At 45.4% G+C, this 18,456-nt stretch carries 14 protein-coding genes; 4 read left to right on the top strand and 10 right to left on the bottom strand.

Annotated features, from left to right (window positions below):
- Positions 1-9 precede the first annotated feature (9 nt).
- Positions 10-1,818, bottom strand: coding sequence for a cation:proton antiporter (locus tag V1U08_RS13180; protein ID WP_330470765.1), 1,809 nt, complete (start codon positions 1,816-1,818; stop codon positions 10-12).
- 366 nt (positions 1,819-2,184) lie between these two features.
- Here V1U08_RS13180 and V1U08_RS13175 point away from each other — a divergent pair, with 366 nt between their 5' ends.
- Positions 2,185-4,872 carry a DUF2339 domain-containing protein gene (locus tag V1U08_RS13175; protein WP_330470764.1) on the top strand — a complete coding sequence of 896 codons (2,688 nt, stop codon included), beginning with the start codon at positions 2,185-2,187 and terminating at the stop codon, positions 4,870-4,872.
- A gap of 561 nt (positions 4,873-5,433) precedes the next feature.
- On the opposite strand, the gene V1U08_RS13170 is transcribed toward V1U08_RS13175, so the two are convergent.
- Complete coding sequence (locus tag V1U08_RS13170) at positions 5,434-5,952, bottom strand: NUDIX hydrolase (RefSeq protein ID WP_330470763.1); 519 nt, start codon at positions 5,950-5,952, stop codon at positions 5,434-5,436.
- 246 nt (positions 5,953-6,198) lie between these two features.
- Here V1U08_RS13170 and V1U08_RS13165 point away from each other — a divergent pair, with 246 nt between their 5' ends.
- Both V1U08_RS13165 and V1U08_RS13160 read left to right on the top strand, forming a co-directional pair.
- Positions 6,199-6,459: a putative hemolysin gene (locus V1U08_RS13165; RefSeq protein ID WP_014233592.1), complete on the top strand. Its 261-nt coding sequence runs from the start codon at positions 6,199-6,201 to the stop codon at positions 6,457-6,459.
- A 213-nt stretch (positions 6,460-6,672) separates the two neighbouring features.
- Positions 6,673-7,344 carry a hypothetical protein gene (locus V1U08_RS13160; RefSeq protein WP_330470762.1) on the top strand — a complete coding sequence of 224 codons (672 nt, stop codon included), beginning with the start codon at positions 6,673-6,675 and terminating at the stop codon, positions 7,342-7,344.
- On the opposite strand, the gene V1U08_RS13155 is transcribed toward V1U08_RS13160, so the two are convergent.
- A complete protein-coding gene (locus V1U08_RS13155) occupies positions 7,319-8,167 on the bottom strand; it encodes a YdcF family protein (RefSeq protein WP_330470761.1) in 849 nt (282 codons plus the stop codon). The two genes, V1U08_RS13160 and V1U08_RS13155, sit on opposite strands and share 26 nt — an antisense overlap.
- A 152-nt stretch (positions 8,168-8,319) precedes the next feature.
- Between V1U08_RS13155 and V1U08_RS13150 the strand changes: the two genes are divergently transcribed.
- Entirely contained in the window at positions 8,320-9,690 is a 1,371-nt protein-coding gene (locus tag V1U08_RS13150; RefSeq protein WP_330470760.1) for an L-serine ammonia-lyase, read from the top strand.
- 86 nt (positions 9,691-9,776) lie between these two features.
- Here V1U08_RS13150 and V1U08_RS13145 read toward each other — a convergent pair whose 3' ends face one another.
- The 7 genes from V1U08_RS13145 to V1U08_RS13115 all read right to left on the bottom strand — a co-directional run bounded on the left by V1U08_RS13145 (position 9,777) and on the right by V1U08_RS13115 (position 18,449).
- A complete protein-coding gene (locus tag V1U08_RS13145) occupies positions 9,777-10,646 on the bottom strand; it encodes a LysR substrate-binding domain-containing protein (protein ID WP_330470759.1) in 870 nt (289 codons plus the stop codon).
- Between the two features lie 151 nt (positions 10,647-10,797).
- Positions 10,798-11,763, bottom strand: coding sequence for an OmpA family protein (locus V1U08_RS13140; RefSeq protein WP_014233587.1), 966 nt, complete (start codon positions 11,761-11,763; stop codon positions 10,798-10,800).
- Between the two features lie 445 nt (positions 11,764-12,208).
- On the bottom strand, positions 12,209-13,333 hold the full coding sequence (locus V1U08_RS13135; RefSeq protein ID WP_014233586.1) for a M14 family metallopeptidase: 1,125 nt from the start codon (positions 13,331-13,333) through the stop codon (positions 12,209-12,211).
- Positions 13,334-13,445: 112 nt separating this feature from the next.
- A complete protein-coding gene (locus V1U08_RS13130) occupies positions 13,446-14,846 on the bottom strand; it encodes an FAD-dependent oxidoreductase (RefSeq protein ID WP_330470758.1) in 1,401 nt (466 codons plus the stop codon).
- A 194-nt stretch (positions 14,847-15,040) separates the two neighbouring features.
- Positions 15,041-15,943 carry a multidrug transporter gene (locus tag V1U08_RS13125; protein ID WP_330470757.1) on the bottom strand — a complete coding sequence of 301 codons (903 nt, stop codon included), beginning with the start codon at positions 15,941-15,943 and terminating at the stop codon, positions 15,041-15,043.
- Between the two features lie 67 nt (positions 15,944-16,010).
- Entirely contained in the window at positions 16,011-16,715 is a 705-nt protein-coding gene (gene phnR, locus V1U08_RS13120) for a phosphonate utilization transcriptional regulator PhnR (protein WP_014233583.1), read from the bottom strand.
- Between the two features lie 9 nt (positions 16,716-16,724).
- Positions 16,725-18,449 carry a putative 2-aminoethylphosphonate ABC transporter permease subunit gene (locus V1U08_RS13115; protein WP_330470756.1) on the bottom strand — a complete coding sequence of 575 codons (1,725 nt, stop codon included), beginning with the start codon at positions 18,447-18,449 and terminating at the stop codon, positions 16,725-16,727.
- Positions 18,450-18,456: the final 7 nt, after the last annotated feature.

Raw genomic sequence — 18,456 nt, 5'->3', positions numbered from 1 at the left:
CAATAGGTTCTATAACGGCTGTTGATTGCTTTCAGGCATAATCAAAGACACCACCGTGCTGGTCGTATTTGGAGCAAACTGTTCGGGATCATCACAGAAGTGAATTTTGCCCTTTTCTTCCACATAAAACAGTGGAGTGAGCAAATTGCTATTGTGATGCGCCAAATAATCCTGATAGGTGAAACTGTCACTGAGCTTAGTATGTTTTATTTCCGCTCCACGGCTCAATAAACTCGCCAATTGGCTGTAACTGACATTGCCACCCATCAGCAGCCTGCCATGATATTCCTGTGCGACGGTGTGCTTTTCACTGCCATTACCATTTGTTTTGGTTTTTTGCAGACAATGCACTTTATCTTCGCCGAACTCATCGACAAACTGCATGCAAGCCATAATGTTGAAATGTTGATCCGGCGTCAGGGCGACAACCTGGCCAATACCAATTAAGTTGAGGTTATCGTCTGCGTGGCTGGATATCGGGTTCCCATAGTAATAATCCAGGCCGAGCATACGAACTTGACTGATGTATTCCCAGTTTGAGTCCGTCATGAGAACACGCCTGTCATAACGCGCTAATGCCTGACCTATTTCTCTGGCAACTCGGTTCGCACCAATCAATAAGAAACCTCTCGGCGCAGGCTCTGCGACCCCTAAGGCAACCGCGACAGGGCGAGCCGTCGCACTTTGTAGCACAACGGTTCCAATAATTACCATGAAGGTCATTGGTACAAGCAGGCTAGCACCACTGACCCCGTATTCGATTAGCTTAATAGCAAAAAGAGACGAAATAGAGGCCGCAACAATACCACGCGGTGCAACCCATGACAGAAACAGTTTTTCCTTGAGACCTAAATTACTGCGCATCGTAGCGAGGAATATTGATAACGGACGCGAGACCAACTGCATGAAGACAAATAGCATCAAGGCGCCAGAACCCAGAGCAGTAAAGTCATCCAAACTTATGCGAGCGGCTAAAAAGATAAACAAGCCGGTAATAAGCAAAATGGTCAAGTGCTCTTTGAAGTGCAATATCTGCTGAATGTTGATCTCTTTTGCATTGGCGAGCCACATCCCCATAACGGTAACAGTAAGCAGCCCTGCTTCAGATTCTAAATGATTGGAAACCGAGAAGACGCCAAGTACCACCATCAACACGGCAAACGGCTGTAAATATTCTGGTAACCATGCCCGACGCAACGCTGCGGACACCGCCGCGCCAGATGCAACACCAAGAATGACACCAACGGCGATGATCTTGGCAAAGACTTCGACGCTATTGACCGCGCTGTGTGACACGATAAATTCGTAAACCATGACCACAAATAGCGCACCAAGCGGATCAATCAGAATCCCTTCCCAACGCAGAATATTAGCCAGAGTGATGTTTGGTCTCACAGTTCTTAGCAGTGGGACAATCACGGTAGGCCCCGTTACGACGGTCAAGCTGCCAAACAACATTGCCAGCTCCCATGAAAAACCCAAGAAATAATGTGTCGCCACACTCGTCACGGCCCAAGAGATAATCGCGCCAAAAGAGACAATACTCCACACTGAGCCACTCACTCCGCGAATCTCTTTAAAATTTAGCGTTAGGCTTCCTTCAAACAGAATAACGGCCACTGCCAGCGAGACCAACGGAAAGAGTAAGTTTCCTAATATTTCATCCGGTTTCAGCCACTGCATTAATGGCCCGACAACAAGGCCAGCCAACAGCAAAAACAGTATCGCTGGCAAACGAAGTCGCCAAGCTAACCACTGACACCCTAAACCAATCACCCCAACCGCTGATAGCACCAGCGCTTCATTACCAACTTGCATCTATGTCACCTATTCTTATCGTTGTTTTAGCGTAAACACGCAAGAGACAATCTTATTGCTTGAAATTACTAATATAGTTGAGTTCACGTTTACTCCACCGTTCAACGCACGAAAAATTACCAAAAAGAGAAACATAAGCCCCAAATCATCGCGCAAGTCTAAGAATTTACTGCATTTCCCGTTAAGGAGACTTACCTACTCACATTCGACATGTAGAATGTTCTTTTAGCGTTTCTAAAAATTTTAGGCGGAACCTAGCATCCCAACGCTCACAGGTATAGACCGTGAACTAAGCTTTAACTTGGGTGCTCAAAGTTAAGAATCCTCATGAGGCCGTTGAAAAGACCAGGATAGGGAGAAAAGCACTTGTTGACTTTATTCGCGGTGATTATGGCGTTTTTCGCCTTGCTAATTACATTGAAAGCAGTAAAACGAATTTCAAATCTGGAAGACGAGATAACGCAGCTCCGCAAAGAGCTGTCGGATTTCCGCTCACGATGGTTAGATCAGCAAAGCCAACCAGAAACAAGTGAATCGTCTTCCTCTCCTGCTTATGAACCCACTACTGCGACTTCAAGCCAAACGAATGTTCACGACGCAGGCCCTTCGCAACCTAAAGCAGAGCTTGATGATACTCTAGAGTCACCAACCGTGCCGCTATTCGCGCAGCAGACTGCTCAGGAAGATATTCAGATTGCGAGCTTCGCCGAGAACGACAACAGTCATTGGGAAAACAAAACCGAAAAGTTACTCTCCAGCCTCCAAGAAAACTGGCTCGTCTGGGTGGGAGCGTTGGCGATGCTTATTGGTGGCGGCTACTTGGTGCAAGTGATTGGCAGCCATATTGAGTTTTCACCCTTCGTACGTATCGCTTTTGCATTCACCTTATCTTTTGCCATGATCGCGGCAGGCGAGTGGTTTCACCGAAAAGAACAGCGCGATCCAGAACGAGCACAACGAGCCCAAGGGTTCACTTATGTTCCAGCCGCCATTACTGGAACTGGCCTGACCGGCGTTTACTGTACGGTTATTTTTGCGTTTGTTGTCTACCAGATGCTGACACCAAGCATCTCATTGCTGATCTTAGCTGTCGCCGCATTTTCCAGCCTCGCTTTGTCATTAAGGCAGGGGCCATTAATGGCCGTGTTGGGATTAATCGGCGGCTACACTGCGCCCTTATGGATAAGCGGCGCTGAACCTGATTATTTCCTGTTGGCGGGTTACATCAGCGCAATATCCATTGCGGCCACTTTGCTTATGCAGAAGGTACGCAGGGCTTGGATCTCACCGAGTAGTACCATACCGCATGCGCTTTGGATGCTCATTCTGATAGAAAGTATTCCGACAGAGAGTTTATTCTCCTGGTCTTATATTTACTTGTCGCTCACGTTGTATCTGGTTTATGCCTTGCCAAGATTAGGGTGGACACTCAACCCTCGTTATCGCCATTGCCAGAATAAATGGACAAACCCTCCAGTCATCACGTCTCTTGCAATCGTATTGCTGACCTTTTCTGCAATAACAAGAATGCCCGAACTTAACGTCTTTCAAATGGCGTATTGCTATATTTTACTTGTTGCAGCTATCTGGCTACCCGCGTTACGTAAGGGTTGGTCAACGCGAGTTTTCCTGCCTTCGGTTCTGGTATCAGCAACCGCTATATTGGTTGTTTCGGTCGCATTTGACACGCTCTACATGTCACAGAGTGAGAGCAGTATTCTGCTCGCATTAGCATTGAGTATCATGTTTATTGCGCTAAGGAACTATATACAAGGGCTCAATGATCGCTCTTCCATAACCAGTGTCTTGTTGCTCGCCCTTGCACCTTCAATGACGCTAATCGTTCTGTTTTACGCACACGAGTTTATGTACAGCTATGCCTGGTATTGGACGTTCTTTACGGCTTTAGTTGCAGTCTGCTACGTTTATTTGGGCATGCGTTTAACACGACTCGCCTACGAATGTTCCGCAGTCGTTCATGCTATCGTTGCTGGCTGTTCCTTTGTTTGGCTTAGCGATACGTGGCTAACTACTGCGATTTCGGCACAAGTGGCTGTGATGGCATTACAAATACAAGCAGGTTATTTTCGCCCTGCCAGTTGGGCAGTCAAAATAATGATGGGTGCTTTGGTTGTTCGCCTGACGCTTCTGCCATTTATTCCTCAGTGGCAGCCAGTTGAAACAGGGCTCTGGGCGTGGGTACTACTCAGTTATCTACCTGCACTCGTTATTCTTGCGTATGCTCGATCCGTGCTAACCAAAGCAGACGTTGATCTCGCCAATTGGTTTGAAGGTGCATTTCTGCACGTCTTTTTAATCGCATTGTTCACACAAACAAACTACTGGTTAACGGGACAATATGGCTACCTTGGACACATCGACTTTACCAGTGCCATTGTCTTCGCGAACCAGGCTTTAGTCATGGGCTTCGTATACAGTTACCGCAGCCAGTTCGCACAGCAACTCACTTACGTCTACCAAGCATACAGTTACTTGCTTTGGAGCATATTTGCTTTAATGACTTTGTTACTCAATACGATTGAATCGCCATTAAACGTTGATAATGTATCCGCTCAAGCCATTCCTCTTTTCAATATGTTGAGTTTAGGCTGGCTGCTACCGGCATGTATTCTAACTGCTGCGGTATTTAGGAAGTGGAACACATTACGAATTCACCGTCATGTTATCTCAGGAATCGGGTTTACACTTGCAGCAATCTGGCTGGGTATGTCTATCCGACAGTTCTGGCAAACAAATTCTATGACTTTATATCAATCGACCAGCATGGCTGAGTTATTCAGTTATTCGGTCGCAGGATTGCTTGTTGGAGGATTACTAACATGGGCTGGTGTGATTCGAAAATCAATGAACATGCAACGTATTGGTCTCATCATCCTGGCTTGCGTTGCGTTAAAAGTGTTCCTGTGGGATGTACGTTCTCTGGATGGCTTCTGGCGTGCTATTAGCTTCCTGGGCTTGGGCGCATCTTTAATTACGCTTGGGTGGTTGTTCCAGAAATTTCACCGTTCCGTCTCGGAACCTTCCAAAACTTGATTCAAATCCGAGATTCCCGACGTGCTAAAAACAAGCCGTCCGGAATCTCTTTTTTGTCTTTTCCCAAGAGACGTATCAACGTTCTCAGCGATTAAACGACTTAAGCCGACTTACTTCATGGATTAACCGAAACTAAAAATTACGCCCTGAGAAATGTCAGGGAAAAGTTAAAATTATAAAACCTAGACAGGCTAAATTAATAACTCGTGATCTTGATGCAAGCGTGTTTACCAAAGTTAAGGTATTGTATCTCAAAGATAAGAAAGAGCAGTGGTTTACTGATAGTTACCCAAATTACAGCTGTAATTGGATGGATATACTTCTCATCAGTGATTAAAAAAAGCCGTTCGACTAAATAACCATTTACACATCAAATATAAAACGGCTATTGTTCTATTACCGCGGTAACAAGTTCTAACGCGATAACAGATTCGAACATCGAGATGACGCTTCGCTTGCGCGTCTGGAATAGGTCCGAGTTCCGGGGGGGAGCTCGGACTTTTTTATTGGGCTAACGTTATAAAGTCGCACCGACATTGCGCTGCGCAAGCGTATGGATAGTTAAAGCAGCTCTTTGGCGATCAGTTGCAGTAAAAAGGTTTCCCTCTCTATACTCATGCCCTTTTTCGGGCTTTCAGCCATCGTTTGCTCGTTGTGTGCAATCGCGTCATGGATGTTCATCCACACAGGACGCATACCGTTCTTGACCTCGTAATCCTCATAAGCCGTCTCGCCTAACTCACGATCAATTTTACAGGTATAGCAGTAAGAGATCATATGCATCACATCGGCGTCATCTTTGTACCAAGGCCGAAACTCTTCAAAAAGACCAAATGGCTTAATGCTGTGTATGTTATTTGCCCCAGTTTCTTCCTCTAACTCTCGAACCAATCCGGCAATGATATCTTCACCATCATCAATTCCACCACCAGGTAAAGTGTAATCATGGTAGCGCTCCGTGTAGAGCAGTAATACATTCTCACCATCAAGCACGATGGCCCGTGCAGCATTACGCTTAAAAATGATTTTATCGTCGAGATGATCAATATCTGGATGAACCGTTGATTTTAAGTGTCTCATTGAGGATTCCGTAGTGAATGCTTTTGCGCGCATACTACCTAAATTGTCTTACTTTCCCAAGTTACAATTCCGAGCGTCTATCTGACTCTAATTTAAAGTTCCTCATAACCTGGGAAAGTAGATCGAGATCTTATTTGAATCTCTCAACCTGCCTCGCCTTCATACTTTTAACATCGTTAGGACATGAACCGACGAAAGTTGCCTATAATCAATACAATACTCGTCCATCCCATGCGGAGATCAATAATGAATAAGACAAGTTTACTAATAACTATGGCAGTAGCTGCTGGGCTCGCTGGTTGTTCCACTTACGATAACGCAACACGCTCGACTGAATACACATCCGTAGCAAATCCGGCATCTGTATATTGTGTTCAACAAGGTGGAGAACTGGACACCGTTACAGAGAACGGTGAACGTGTAACCTATTGTGTCTTTTCAGATGATGAACGCGCTGAACAATGGGAATATTATCGGGAAAATCATCAAGAGGGTGAGGACTACTAACCTTCAACGAGTTTATCGTAAACGAAGTTCAGTAATAAGGAGCCACATGGCTCCTTTTTTATTTGTGCTACTGAAACTAGTTTGTCCATTTTGTACGGACCCTCTGACATTCCTGACAATCTCATGACATAACTTTCCAACCGGACAATAAAATTCGAGACAAATATCACATAAATTCACGGTTTTTCCACATTTCTGGAGTGGGTGGTCAAAATGAAAGCACAAATAGTTAAAGAGACCGAAGCAGCACAAACCAACGTCATCACTGATGAATCAAAGCGCACCATTTATCGCGCATGCTTGAGTGCATTGATGATTGTTGCAATCAGCATTGTTGTTAATCTAAGTATTCGCCTCGATTACGTTGTATTAGATTCAAGTCTGGGTGAGTTATCGATTACGGAATCACTTCAGTTAGTCATGCTGGCAATTGCATCATGGTCATTTTTCAGCTTATCGAAACATACTCCTGAGTTGAAACACGCTGCAATCCTGATTTCTGGCTTTTTTGCTGTACTCATGATTCGTGAAATGGATTACTGGATGGATATGATTCATCACGGTTCTTGGGTATTTCCTGCGCTAACTGTTACTGCTTTAGCCTGTGCGAAAGCCTATCAAGGCGGCAAAGGCAGCGTGAATGAGATGGCGAGAATCCTAAAAAACCCACACATGAAGCTATTAATCGGCTCAGTTGTGCTATTGCTTGTTTTTTCACGTCTTTACGGAATGGGCAGTTTTTGGCGCCATGTGATGGATGAAAGCTACGTTCGCGACGTGAAAAATATCTCTGAAGAAGGGATTGAGCTACTGTGCTACAGCTTGATTGCCCTGAGCGCATTCCGCACCCGTGGTGAAATTAAAGTGCAGACTCAGGATCGATAGTTCGATTCATCACGGTTAAGAGCGGGTGTATGATATCTAAAGCTTGCTGAACCACGTTTAAATTATCATCAAAGGCTGTCATTGCGACGGCCTTTTTTATTTCCTGAATATTCTGCAAGGATTCATGGTCTAGAGGGAGCATCTCTAGTTTTTCTATCGCGGTTTGAGCAATATGCAACGGCTTCGCTCTTACAGCAGCTAAGCCTTGGCTAAACACCCCGCGAATCGCGCCTTCTAAATAAACTCGGTAGGTTGTCAGCTCATCAAGCAGTAAAAACGCTTGAGCTGATGCTCCATGATGCGGGTATGGCACGCTAATGTGCTGATCAATATCTAAAGCAATACTAAGCTCCATCCCCATTGAAGCACTCTGTGTTTTAAGCACCCTCAATAATCCCTGTTCATCCATTAAGGTTTGAATTTCTATAATTCGTTCCAGATGATAGTCGTTAGAAACAAGAGTCACTTTAATCGGGAATTGATGATACTCAGCAGCCTGAAATAAGCCGCTATGACACAACTCTTTCGCCGCATACCTCATGTTCTGAAAGGTATTTAAAGAACGATTTTCAATTAGAATCTGACTTTTCGGGAATGGCTGTGAGAGTGAATGATTGAGTGTCTGGAAATAGCTGAACATCGCATCCGCCTCTGCGATATCTTGCCCTTGAGTTTTGCCGCCACAAAATAAGATTGCCGTATTTTCTACAGACAATGAGCCAAGGGAACTGACGAGCGCTTGCACTCTTGAAATCCCTTCCGGGCTTAGTTTGTTCTTGACGAGACGCTTACCGAGAACGACAACCACATTGTCTAATTTCATACTACGATCTCTATTAATTTCTCGGCTGCTTAGCGCCTGAGTTGGCAATAATATAAAAATCTTCTTTGCCAACTGCCTCCTAGGGATTAACATCCGATTAACAGTCATACTCTAGAGACCTATGAAAGGTCCACTGCTAAAGGAAGTCAATAATGCTGTCGATTTTCGATATTTTTAAAGTTGGTGTCGGACCTTCAAGTTCCCACACTAACGGTCCAATGCTCGCCGGGTTCAACTTTACTCAGTTACTTCAAGACTCTATGGCGAAAGTGCATAGGGTTCAAGTAGACTTGTATGGTTCGTTATCACTAACCGGCAGAGGTCACCATACTGACAGAGCCACTGTACTGGGCTTAATGGGTAATAAACCCGATAACATCAAAATGACCAGTGCGAAAAGCGCACTTCAACATACCATCGAAACCAGTACTTTATTGCTAGCCGGAACTCGCGAAATTACCTTTAGCTACGATCATGACATCGTATTTCATAGCGAAAACCTCCCTTTGCATGAAAACGGCATGACAATCACTGCATTAGATGAATCTGGCGAACAACTTGCGTTCGAGATTTATTACTCCATTGGTGGTGGATTTATTGCAACCGCAGACGAGCTGGAAAATGGTGCGCAGCAAGCCGAGGTTGAAGTCCCATTCCCATTTAAATCAGCCGATGAGATGCTCGAGAAAGCAGAAGCAAACGGCTTTAGTTTAGGTGGCATGATTCTTCAGAATGAATTGGCGTTTCGTGACGAAGAAGAGGTCAACCAAAGAGCGGAACAGATCTGGAAAGTGATGTCTCTGTGTATGCAGCGTGGTTTTGATACTGAAGGTATTCTGGAAGGCGGACTCAATGTCACACGTCGAGCTCCGAACCTATTGAAGAAACTTGAAGCAAACGCAGCGGTTGAAAATGATCCAATGGAGATCATGGACTGGATTAACTTGTTTGCTTTCGCAGTGAGTGAAGAAAATGCCGCAGGTGGACAAGTCGTCACTTCTCCTACCAACGGCGCAGCGGGCGTTATTCCTGCCGTGTTAATGTATTACCACCGCTTTATCAAAGAGCTAGACATCAAACAGCTCAAGGACTTCCTCGCCGTCGCAGGCGCGATTGGCATTTTGTACAAAACCAATGCTTCTATTTCCGGTGCCGAAGTAGGTTGTCAGGGTGAAGTAGGTGTCTCTTCGTCTATGGCAGCGGCAGGCTTAACGGCTCTGCGAGGCGGTAGCAACGAACAAATTTGTATTGCTGCAGAGATTGCAATGGAACACTCTCTCGGCATGACTTGCGACCCTATTGGTGGGCTGGTTCAGGTACCTTGTATTGAACGAAATGCAATGGGTGCAATGAAAGCGATTAACGCATCCCGAATGGCATTAAAGAGAACAAGTAAGTGCCTAATTTCTCTGGATAAAGTTATCGAAACCATGTACCAAACGGGCAAGGACATGAACAAAAAATATCGCGAGACTTCTTTGGGTGGTTTAGCGGTAATCCATATGGCACCACCATGTGAATAAGCGCAGTGTCGCAGCTTAAGCAGAAACAAAAAATACCGCGTTAATCGCGGTATTTTTCTATTTAGGTATGAAGCCACTCATACTAGTTAAATGCTCTTACGTAACCACTGGGTAAAGGCTTGTACATGTGGTTTGTCTGCCCCTCTGACAATCATCCGATGAGCACCTTCGCTAGGCATGCTCCAGGAGCCTATCTGTAATAATGTACCTTGAGCGAGCTCATCTTCGACCAGAAAGTCTCTGACCAAAAGCACACCGAAGTGATTAATCGCCGCCTGAATCGCAAGCAGTGAGTGCTCAAACTCTGCAACGGGCTTAGTGAACTTTGCTTGGTAACCTTGATATTTCATCCAAACTTGCCACGACTCGTGATAACCACTGGTGGAAATTTTAGGTGCCTTCGCAAGATCAGCTAACTCGACAATTGGGTTCAGGTGCAAGAAACCCGGGCTCGCAACAACAATCCAATGTTCTTCTGTCAGTTGAATCGAGTCCTGTGACAACCAATCCCCATAACCATTAATGATCTCAACATCAGAAACAGCACTGGCGTTAGGCACAATATTAGCTGTTGTCGATATTTTTAGAGACACTTCGGGGTGCTGACGATGAAAGTCAGCCAACCTTGGAATTAACCATTGTGAACAAAAGCTATGAGCGACATGTAAGTTAAGCTGTGCGGTGTTCTGACGAGAAAACAAATGCTGAGTCGTCACAGAAAGCGTTTGAAAAACATGACTTACCACAGGGAGATACTCTTTTGCGGCTTGTGTAAGTACCAATTGAGAGCCTTTACGCTCGAATAACGTCGCATTAAGTAGAAGCTCCAGAGATTTTACCTGTTGGCTGACCGCGGCTCGGGTAACGCTCAGCTCTTGTGCAGCTTTAGTAAAACTCAGTTGCCTCGCCGTTGCTTCGAATGCTTTAAGGGAATTGAGCGGCGGCAGGTTTTGCATAGCATTCTCCAATTACGCTGAGTGAAAGATGCTATGAAACAACGATGACAATTTGATGAAAGGGTTGCTATTTTATCCAGTTGCTACTTCCAGAATCAAAAAAGCCAGCGAAATGCGCTGGCTTTGAAGATACGTTGACTAAAACAGCAAATTATTCTGCTTGTTCAGTCGTTTCGTATTTGAATTCTGGTACAACGACTTCTACACGACGGTTCATTTCACGACCAGGACGTGTATCGTTGCTAGCAACTGGGTTTGCTTCACCCATACCTTTCACAGTCATGCGTTCTGCAGTAATGCCCTGAGCTTGGAACTCGTTAGCAACCGCTTGAGCACGTTTTTCTGTAAGCTGTTGGTTGTACTCAGCAGTACCTGTTGTATCACTGTAACCCGTAATCTCTACTTGAGCTTGTGGGTAAGTGTTCATTACATTAATTGTCTCAGATAATGCTGAAGTATCTTTCACTTCTGCACTTTCAAGACCAAATTGTACTGTTGTAGTTTGTGCTGGGTATACATGCTCAACAATGTTTGTTGCCGGACGAGTTTCTACCACTTCTTCCTGAACCACTGGCTCAGAACCGAATTTGTAGTTAAAACCAATACCGTAGTAGTCTGCATCCATGTCATCAATGATGTCGTCAGACATATCTTGGTAACGTTGGTATTCAGCACGTAGGCTCCAGTTGTAGTTGATTTGGTATTCAGCACCTAGAGAGCCTGTAGGAACGAAGTCTTTTTCGTCACCAGCCATCATGTATGCAGCACCTACTTTCGCAAACAGGTTCCAAGAATCCGTCAGCGGAAGGTTGAATTTAGGCGCTAGAGTCAATGCCCAAAGCTCGCCATCAACGGTGTTTTTGCCTGCTTTGTTGAAGTTTGCTTTGAAATCACCTAAGTAATCAACACCGTACTCTGCATCAATGTAGTCATTGAAGCTGTAGCCAAGATGCATTGACGCTGCAAAGCTATCATCATCACATGAGGTATCTAGGTAACACGCGTCGTTAAGAGCGTTGTAACCTAGCTTACCGCCGATGTAAGTGTCTGCAAGCGCAACGTTAGAGATAACACCACCAGCAAGTACAGTAGCCACTGCAAAAGCAATTTTTTTCATTCTTTTTTCCTATTTGTTGTATACCGAGCCACACATCAAACGCGAAGGAGTGCGTTATCAATATGAGGCAGCAACTTTCTCTTTATTATTTGAGACAACCTAGCTAAATAACACCGGAATAAAGTAAATGTGGTGTTCATCACCAATGCCAAAAAACATGTCATCATTCATATTCACGCATGTGTTCTAACCACTTGCATGAGAAAAAATAATGCATCTGCATTGATATAGCCATAATCAACTCAGTGCGCAGAATATCATATCTTTTCCTTAAATGTGTGACAAAATTCACATTAATTTGCAAATTTCTTATTATTAAGATTCTATTTATAAGGCATTGATCGAATGGAAATATTTACCAATTGACAAGTAGATACAAACAAAAAAGCAGCTCATCTAGGATGAACTGCTTATGTGTTCGATTGATTTTAGGGAACTAAACCAATTAAATATTGTCAACAACCGCTAACGTTGCTGCCAACACATCTTGGCCAAATAGCACACTACGTTCAGGTGACCAACCATACAGCGGATCAGGGTGGTTATTGTTGTCTTTAAATGGCATCTCTATGGTGTAAGACAAACATTTAAATTGCTCTGCAACCCAATTTGATCCAACAGTTAAGTTTGCTTTACCAGGTTCGTCTTTATCGTAACCCACTTCATCTTGAAACTCTGGCGTAATGGTGAGCAGCGCTTGCTTAAACGAATGCTCCAGAGCCGCCAAACTTTCATCATAAGATGGAATGCCTTCAGAACCCGCGACAAAGTTGTATGGCAGTGCTTCGTCTCCATGAATGTCCAGGAACATATCGACACCAGTTTCCAGCATTCGCTGGCGGACTAAAAAGACTTCTGGGCTCTTTTCCATTGAAGGAGTTTGCCACTCACGGTTTAGGTTTACACCGACCGCATTCGTACGCAGATGGCCACGAATACCGCCATCAGGGTTCATGTTTGGTACAACGTAAAGTACCGCTTTCTCAAGAAGAGCTCGCGCGACTGTATCGTTGTCATCCAGCAAACGCTGAATCATGCCTTCCATGAACCACTCTGCCATCGTTTCGCCTGGATGCTGACGTGCGATCATCCAAATTTTCTTTTTGCTCTCGTCTGGCTCGCCAAAAGTCAGCAGGCTCATGTCATTGCCATCCACCGTGTGACCTAGAGTCTCCAGCTGACAATGATGTGCGCTTTGTGCCATGTGTAATAAATCAAGATGACGGTCGTAAGTGTAAGGCGCGAAATAAGCAAAGTAGATTGAGCCACGTTCTGGAATAACCGTAAATGTTAGCGTGTCGCCATCAAAGTCCGCAGGTACACGGAACCACTCTTCACGATCATAAGATGCCACGACATCGTAGCCTTGCCATCCTTCTGGGTAAGCAGATTTCGCCAAGTCTAACAACTTAATGGTATGTGACTGTTCAGCTTCAGTCTCTAAACGGAAGTGGAACCATTGGTAGAATTCCGACATGTTATCGTTGGGGATTTTAAGTTGGATGTCGTTTTTATCATCCGCTTTCACTACGTGAATGCTACCGCTATCGAAGTTGCTGAATATTTTCATTCTATTACTCACCTTTTGAATCTGAGCTTGAAAGACAGAGGCTAACACAGGGCTAAAGTGTCCCCTATTATTTTCACTTCAAAGTTTATTGTTTGTGGCTGAAGTCATCAGTTTAGTCGAGCTTATCGGCTTTGCCTGCTGGTCCTGCGAGTTTTGCCAGCCATTTATCCCAAACTCTAACTTTCTCTTCGTTATCTTCTGCTGCCTCTTTTCGGCGAACGGCATTACGCACAGTCATGGCTCCAATCCAGCGAAGTGGCTCTGGAGGGAAGTGGCTCAACGGACCTTTAGCCAAACCACTGCGAGCCCAGTCGTTATCTAACCCAAGCACCAAAGACGAGAGAATTTTGCCTCCCATCCGGGTTTGCGCCACACCATTGCCAGAGTAACCAAATCCATAAAAAATATTACTCTGGTTATCCAGTTGGCCAAAAAACGGAAAACCCGTTGTGGAACGGTCTGAGCCCCCCGTCCAGGAATAGTCAAACTCGCTCGCTTTCAAATCAGGAAAGAGCTTATCAAACGACTTTCTAAGCAGATTTTGATACTGAGTTGGCTTACCAAACATGGTGTCGACTCGGTTGTTAAAGGAGAACTGGTTACCCCCTTTTCCAAGCATCAGACGGCCATCCGGTGTATCTCGATAATAATGAACAAAAATACGAGAATCCAAAACGCTGGAACCAGCTCTCCATCCGCTCTTAGATAGCTCATCAGCCAACGGTTTCGTGATGACCATATCAGAGGAGACCACAACGATGCTGTTCCTGAACTGTTTAAACTGTTCAACCATCCAAGCATTAAGCGCTAACACTACCTGCTTAGCTTTGATGGTTGCTTGTGGCGTGCGAATGGTCGCTGGCTGACCATATTCCAGTTGAACCATCGGTGTGTTTTCGTAAATTTCTATCCCCATGTCTATCGCCACCCGACGCAGCCCTCTGGCAAGCAGTGCTGGCTGTACGCTCGCAGCAACGGGTGAGTGATACCCTTCGAGATGAGCCGAGGAGCCAGTGTTCGCTTGCAGTTCATCCTCATTGCATTTTCGCCAGCTATTTACTCCAAGACGCGTTAATTCATCCACTACTGGTTTCATTCCACCAGCTTGTGCTGAGTTAGTCGCGGTGTAATACACACCTTTTAACGACAACTGAGCATCAATCGCATAACGTCGGCAAAACTCGTCAATTTCAAGCACAACCCGTTCTGACTCTTGTACCAGCCAGGTGGCGTGTTGTTCACCAAAAAGACGCTTTAGGGTTGGGTATTTGGTTGACCAGGTCAGCATGCACCCGCCATTCGCTCCAGAAGCCCCACTCCCGCAGAGACCTTTATCGATAATAGTAATGCGTTTTTCCGGAGCTTGCTCCTTAAGCATTATCGCTGTCCACATGCCAGTAAAGCCCCCACCAACGATGAGTACATCAGTTTCAAGATCGTCAGATAGTGCAACAGCAGGTTGAGGGTTTTCGATTTCGAGCGCTTGCTTAAACCAGTAAGAAGGGTGAGTCATACGTATCCTCATTTAAAATTCAAAGTCGAAAAGTGAAAGTCATCAGTCATGTTTAGATATGACTTCACTTTACAAACGATGCTTATTTTCAACGAGCTAGAAAATCTATCGCTCGGCGATAGAAAAAGTTGCGCTGTGTGGCAAGTAAAAATAGTGAACGAGTAATTTATGACCAAGGCATATAAGCCATCATTTCAATAGAACGTCAAAACCAGACCACAAAGTATCAGTACCACACCAACCCCTCGGGAGAGATACCACCTCTCAGCAAGCAGCCAAACGCCCATCAGCAAACCAAAGACGATACTGATTTGGCGCAGAGCCACAACTAAGCTCACGTTGTCTGTCATCGTCATCGCAAACAGTACTAATCCGTAAGTCGATGCCATCATAATGCCAGCCATGCTCGCACTTTTTCGAATTTGCCAGGCCTTGTGTAACTCTGACAGATTGCCAGTGATCAGACACCAAAGCACAACAGGTAAGCCCATAGCCCAGAACTGCGCGCCAAGATAGAAAATCGCACTATATTGATCATGAATAACAGCCGAAACTTGCTGAGTGAGTAGGTTCAAAGCTTCCTTATCCATCAAAGAGTAACCCGTCGTGCCAATTGCAGCGATAAGCGCCCAGAACACACCAACATTAAGATAGGAAGCCAAAGTGACCTGGCGAATATGCGTCAACGGTACCAAGATGCAGCCAAAGGTGATCAACACAAACCCAAGCCATTGTTGAGACGAAAGCGCATGGCCGAGTGCAACACTGAATGCACCAACCATCATGACTGGCAAAGCGCGGGCAATCGGATAAATCACACCAACATCGGCATGTTTGTAAGCAATGATCAAACCGACCAAGTAAACAATTTGCGCCAGCCCGCTAAAGGTCAACATTCCCCAGAATTCTGCGGGCAGAGAAGTCCAACCGATCGTCGTCAAATACCAAATCAAATAAGGAGTAAGAACGCCACACGCAGACAGGCTTGCGGCCAACGTAAATGCCAAGCCTGACCCAGAACTGCTTTTGCCCAGAATATTCCAGCCCGCATGCAAAACTGCTGAAAACACAACGAGCACGATTGCCAAGAAATCCATTTAAGTTTCCTGTTGAGATAAAACAAAGGCTCCGAGATGGAGCCTTTGAAAATGAGATAAGCGGACGTTAGTGATTGAGCTCTGCAATGGACTCAATACTGATGGCGTCATGGCGCCAATACTCAATATCGCAGTCGATCAACTCGCCATGCTGGTTGTAATTAGTACGCTCAACAACCATAGCTGGAGTACCTGATGTCGCTCTTAACGCTTGTGCGACTTCACCAAGAAGTGTGCTGGTAGAAATTCGATAACGCGTTTTTTGATACACCACACCAAAGTGCTCACGATAAATATCCGTCAGAGAGTTGGTAAGGTCAAAACTCAATAAATTAGGAAAGATCTCTGGGCGAATGTAGTTAGTCACATACACCACTGGCCTGTCTTCCAAATATCGAACGCGGTCGACTCGATAGACATCAGAAAACGGCTGCAACTGTAACAAACGTGCAGATTGCTTATTGGCCAGAGTGCCTTTTGCCGCAATTAGCTCGGTTTTAGGCACGCGATTTTGCGCTTTCGCCATGTTTGGGAAATTAAGTGTTTGGGTTGGATCGTAGCGTAGTGGCTCAGGTGAAATAAACCAGCCTCTACGATCTTCGCGATAAATTCGCCCTTCGGCTTCCAATAACGACAACGCTTCTCGTAACGTAACTCGTGTTGTGTCGAACGACTCCGCCAGCTTGCGTTCCGCAGGCAGTTTTTGACGAGGCGAAAGCATGCCCGCTTCAATCTGTTCAACAATCGAATCTTTAATTTTTACGTACTGCACGAGGTGTCCTTATCTTTTACGCCAAGCCTGTGTGCGATTTTCTAACAACTTACCCAACGTCATCTGCACGATCTTCGCGATTGCGGCTGACATCATGATCATCACCGCCATCGCGGCGGCCGCGCCTGTTTGGCCCGCGTCATCCATATTCAGAATCGATACCGAAGCTGGGATCGTATCCGTTGAGTATAGGAATACTACCGCAGAAGTGGTGGTCAATGCATTAACAAACAAGTACGTAGCAATGTCCAGCACGGCAGGCATACAAACCGGCAACGTCACTTTGAAAAACAACTTGTACTGAGGCAGTTTTACCGACGCAGCCGTCGCTTCTATTTCTGAAGGCAGTTGCTTGAGAGCGGTTAAGGCTGTCATGTGACCGACCGTGTAGTAATGCACCACAGTATTAATTACCAGGAATGCCATCGTGCCGTAAAGCACATTCAACGGGTTGTTCACATCGTTAAAGTAAAAGATGTAGCCTAAACCCAGTACCATTCCCGGCACCGCCATCGGCACGACGCTCAGCATCTGCATTGCCTGACGGACGGGACCAAAAGCACGTCCTTTCTCAATGCTGTAAGCACCGACAAAAATGACTGCTGTACCAATCACCGCTGTCCAACCCGCCAAAGTGAGAGAGTTGAAGAACGGGCTCCAGCCATAAGTGCTCATCTCGGCAAAATTGTAGTTATTCAGCGTTAGCGCTTTGTTCCACGGCCAAAACGTTACTAAGGAACCGTAAACCGCCATACCAAGCACGGCGAGTACTGCAACAGAAATCAGAGAGCAATATAAAAAACACAGACCATCGCGCGTTTTGTTTGGCTCCGGTTGATAGGGCACAGAACGTGTATCAAACAAGCTTTTTTGCTTTTTCTGCACCCAGCGATCCGCGCCAAATGCCATTACCGCAGGGAACAACAGCATAATGCTGGTTACAGCCCCCATGGCGAAATTCTGCTGGCCCACCACTTGTTTGAAGATATCCGTCGCCAGAACGTTGTAACTTCCCCCTATTACTTTCGGCACACCAAAATCGGTAATAACTAAAGTAAATACAACAATCAGGGTACTGATCAAACCGTATTTCGCCGCAGGTAGCGTCACCATAAAGAAGGTTTTCATTGGTGAGGTTTTCAGAGCGCGAGCCGCTTCATACAGACGTGCATCCGAAGTGCGCAGAGACGTGGTCAGAATCATCAAAGCATGAGGGAACGTCCAGAAGATCAAGCCCATTGAGATACCAATAACACCATATACTGAGTGGCCACCAAGTAGCTCTTTCGCAATACCTTGATTACCAAAAAGAAAGATCAAGCTGATCGCTGGCAAAAGCGACGGCGCAAGAATCGGCGCGGTACCTAATATTTGAAACAAACCTTTTAACGGCATGCATGAGCGAGTCAGTGCGTAAGCATAACCAAACGCCAGTAAGCCAACCACCGCTGTCACAACCAGGCCTAACGTAAAGGTGTTACCAACGGAAACCCACAGGCTTGAGGAAGAAAAGTAACTCGCAAAGTTAGCTAACCCAACGAATTCCCCATCGCTGTTTTGCACACTTTTAGTCAACATCGCCCACAACGGCATCAAGATGAACAAGATCATCATCGTCGAGGTAGCCGCTAACAATCCAAACAACACGAGGTTGTCGCGGCTAATACGTCCCACCAATGATTTCGCTTTGTCTTGAGTAATCAGGCTATTCATCGTCATTGTCTTTGCATCCATGTTGCAC

The sequence above is a fragment of the Vibrio sp. YYF0003 genome (assembly GCF_036350715.1).
Classification (GTDB): Bacteria; Pseudomonadota; Gammaproteobacteria; order Enterobacterales; family Vibrionaceae; genus Vibrio; species Vibrio natriegens.
The sequence above is the reverse complement of the archived record's forward strand: the minus strand, read 5'-3'. Positions and strand labels throughout refer to the sequence as shown.

Excerpts from the sequence above, each read along its gene's own strand:
- V1U08_RS13180 (WP_330470765.1), bottom strand. The coding sequence starts at position 1,818 with ATGCAAGTTGGTAATGAAGCGCTGGTGCTATCAGCGGTTGGGGTGATT.
- V1U08_RS13170 (WP_330470763.1), bottom strand. The coding sequence starts at position 5,952 with ATGAGACACTTAAAATCAACGGTTCATCCAGATATTGATCATCTCGAC.
- V1U08_RS13165 (WP_014233592.1), top strand. The coding sequence starts at position 6,199 with ATGAATAAGACAAGTTTACTAATAACTATGGCAGTAGCTGCTGGGCTC.
- V1U08_RS13160 (WP_330470762.1), top strand. The coding sequence starts at position 6,673 with ATGAAAGCACAAATAGTTAAAGAGACCGAAGCAGCACAAACCAACGTC.
- V1U08_RS13155 (WP_330470761.1), bottom strand. The coding sequence starts at position 8,167 with ATGAAATTAGACAATGTGGTTGTCGTTCTCGGTAAGCGTCTCGTCAAG.
- V1U08_RS13150 (WP_330470760.1), top strand. The coding sequence starts at position 8,320 with ATGCTGTCGATTTTCGATATTTTTAAAGTTGGTGTCGGACCTTCAAGT.
- V1U08_RS13145 (WP_330470759.1), bottom strand. The coding sequence starts at position 10,646 with ATGCAAAACCTGCCGCCGCTCAATTCCCTTAAAGCATTCGAAGCAACG.
- V1U08_RS13140 (WP_014233587.1), bottom strand. The coding sequence starts at position 11,763 with ATGAAAAAAATTGCTTTTGCAGTGGCTACTGTACTTGCTGGTGGTGTT.
- V1U08_RS13135 (WP_014233586.1), bottom strand. The coding sequence starts at position 13,333 with ATGAAAATATTCAGCAACTTCGATAGCGGTAGCATTCACGTAGTGAAA.
- V1U08_RS13130 (WP_330470758.1), bottom strand. The coding sequence starts at position 14,846 with ATGACTCACCCTTCTTACTGGTTTAAGCAAGCGCTCGAAATCGAAAAC.
- V1U08_RS13125 (WP_330470757.1), bottom strand. The coding sequence starts at position 15,943 with ATGGATTTCTTGGCAATCGTGCTCGTTGTGTTTTCAGCAGTTTTGCAT.
- V1U08_RS13115 (WP_330470756.1), bottom strand. The coding sequence starts at position 18,449 with ATGGATGCAAAGACAATGACGATGAATAGCCTGATTACTCAAGACAAA.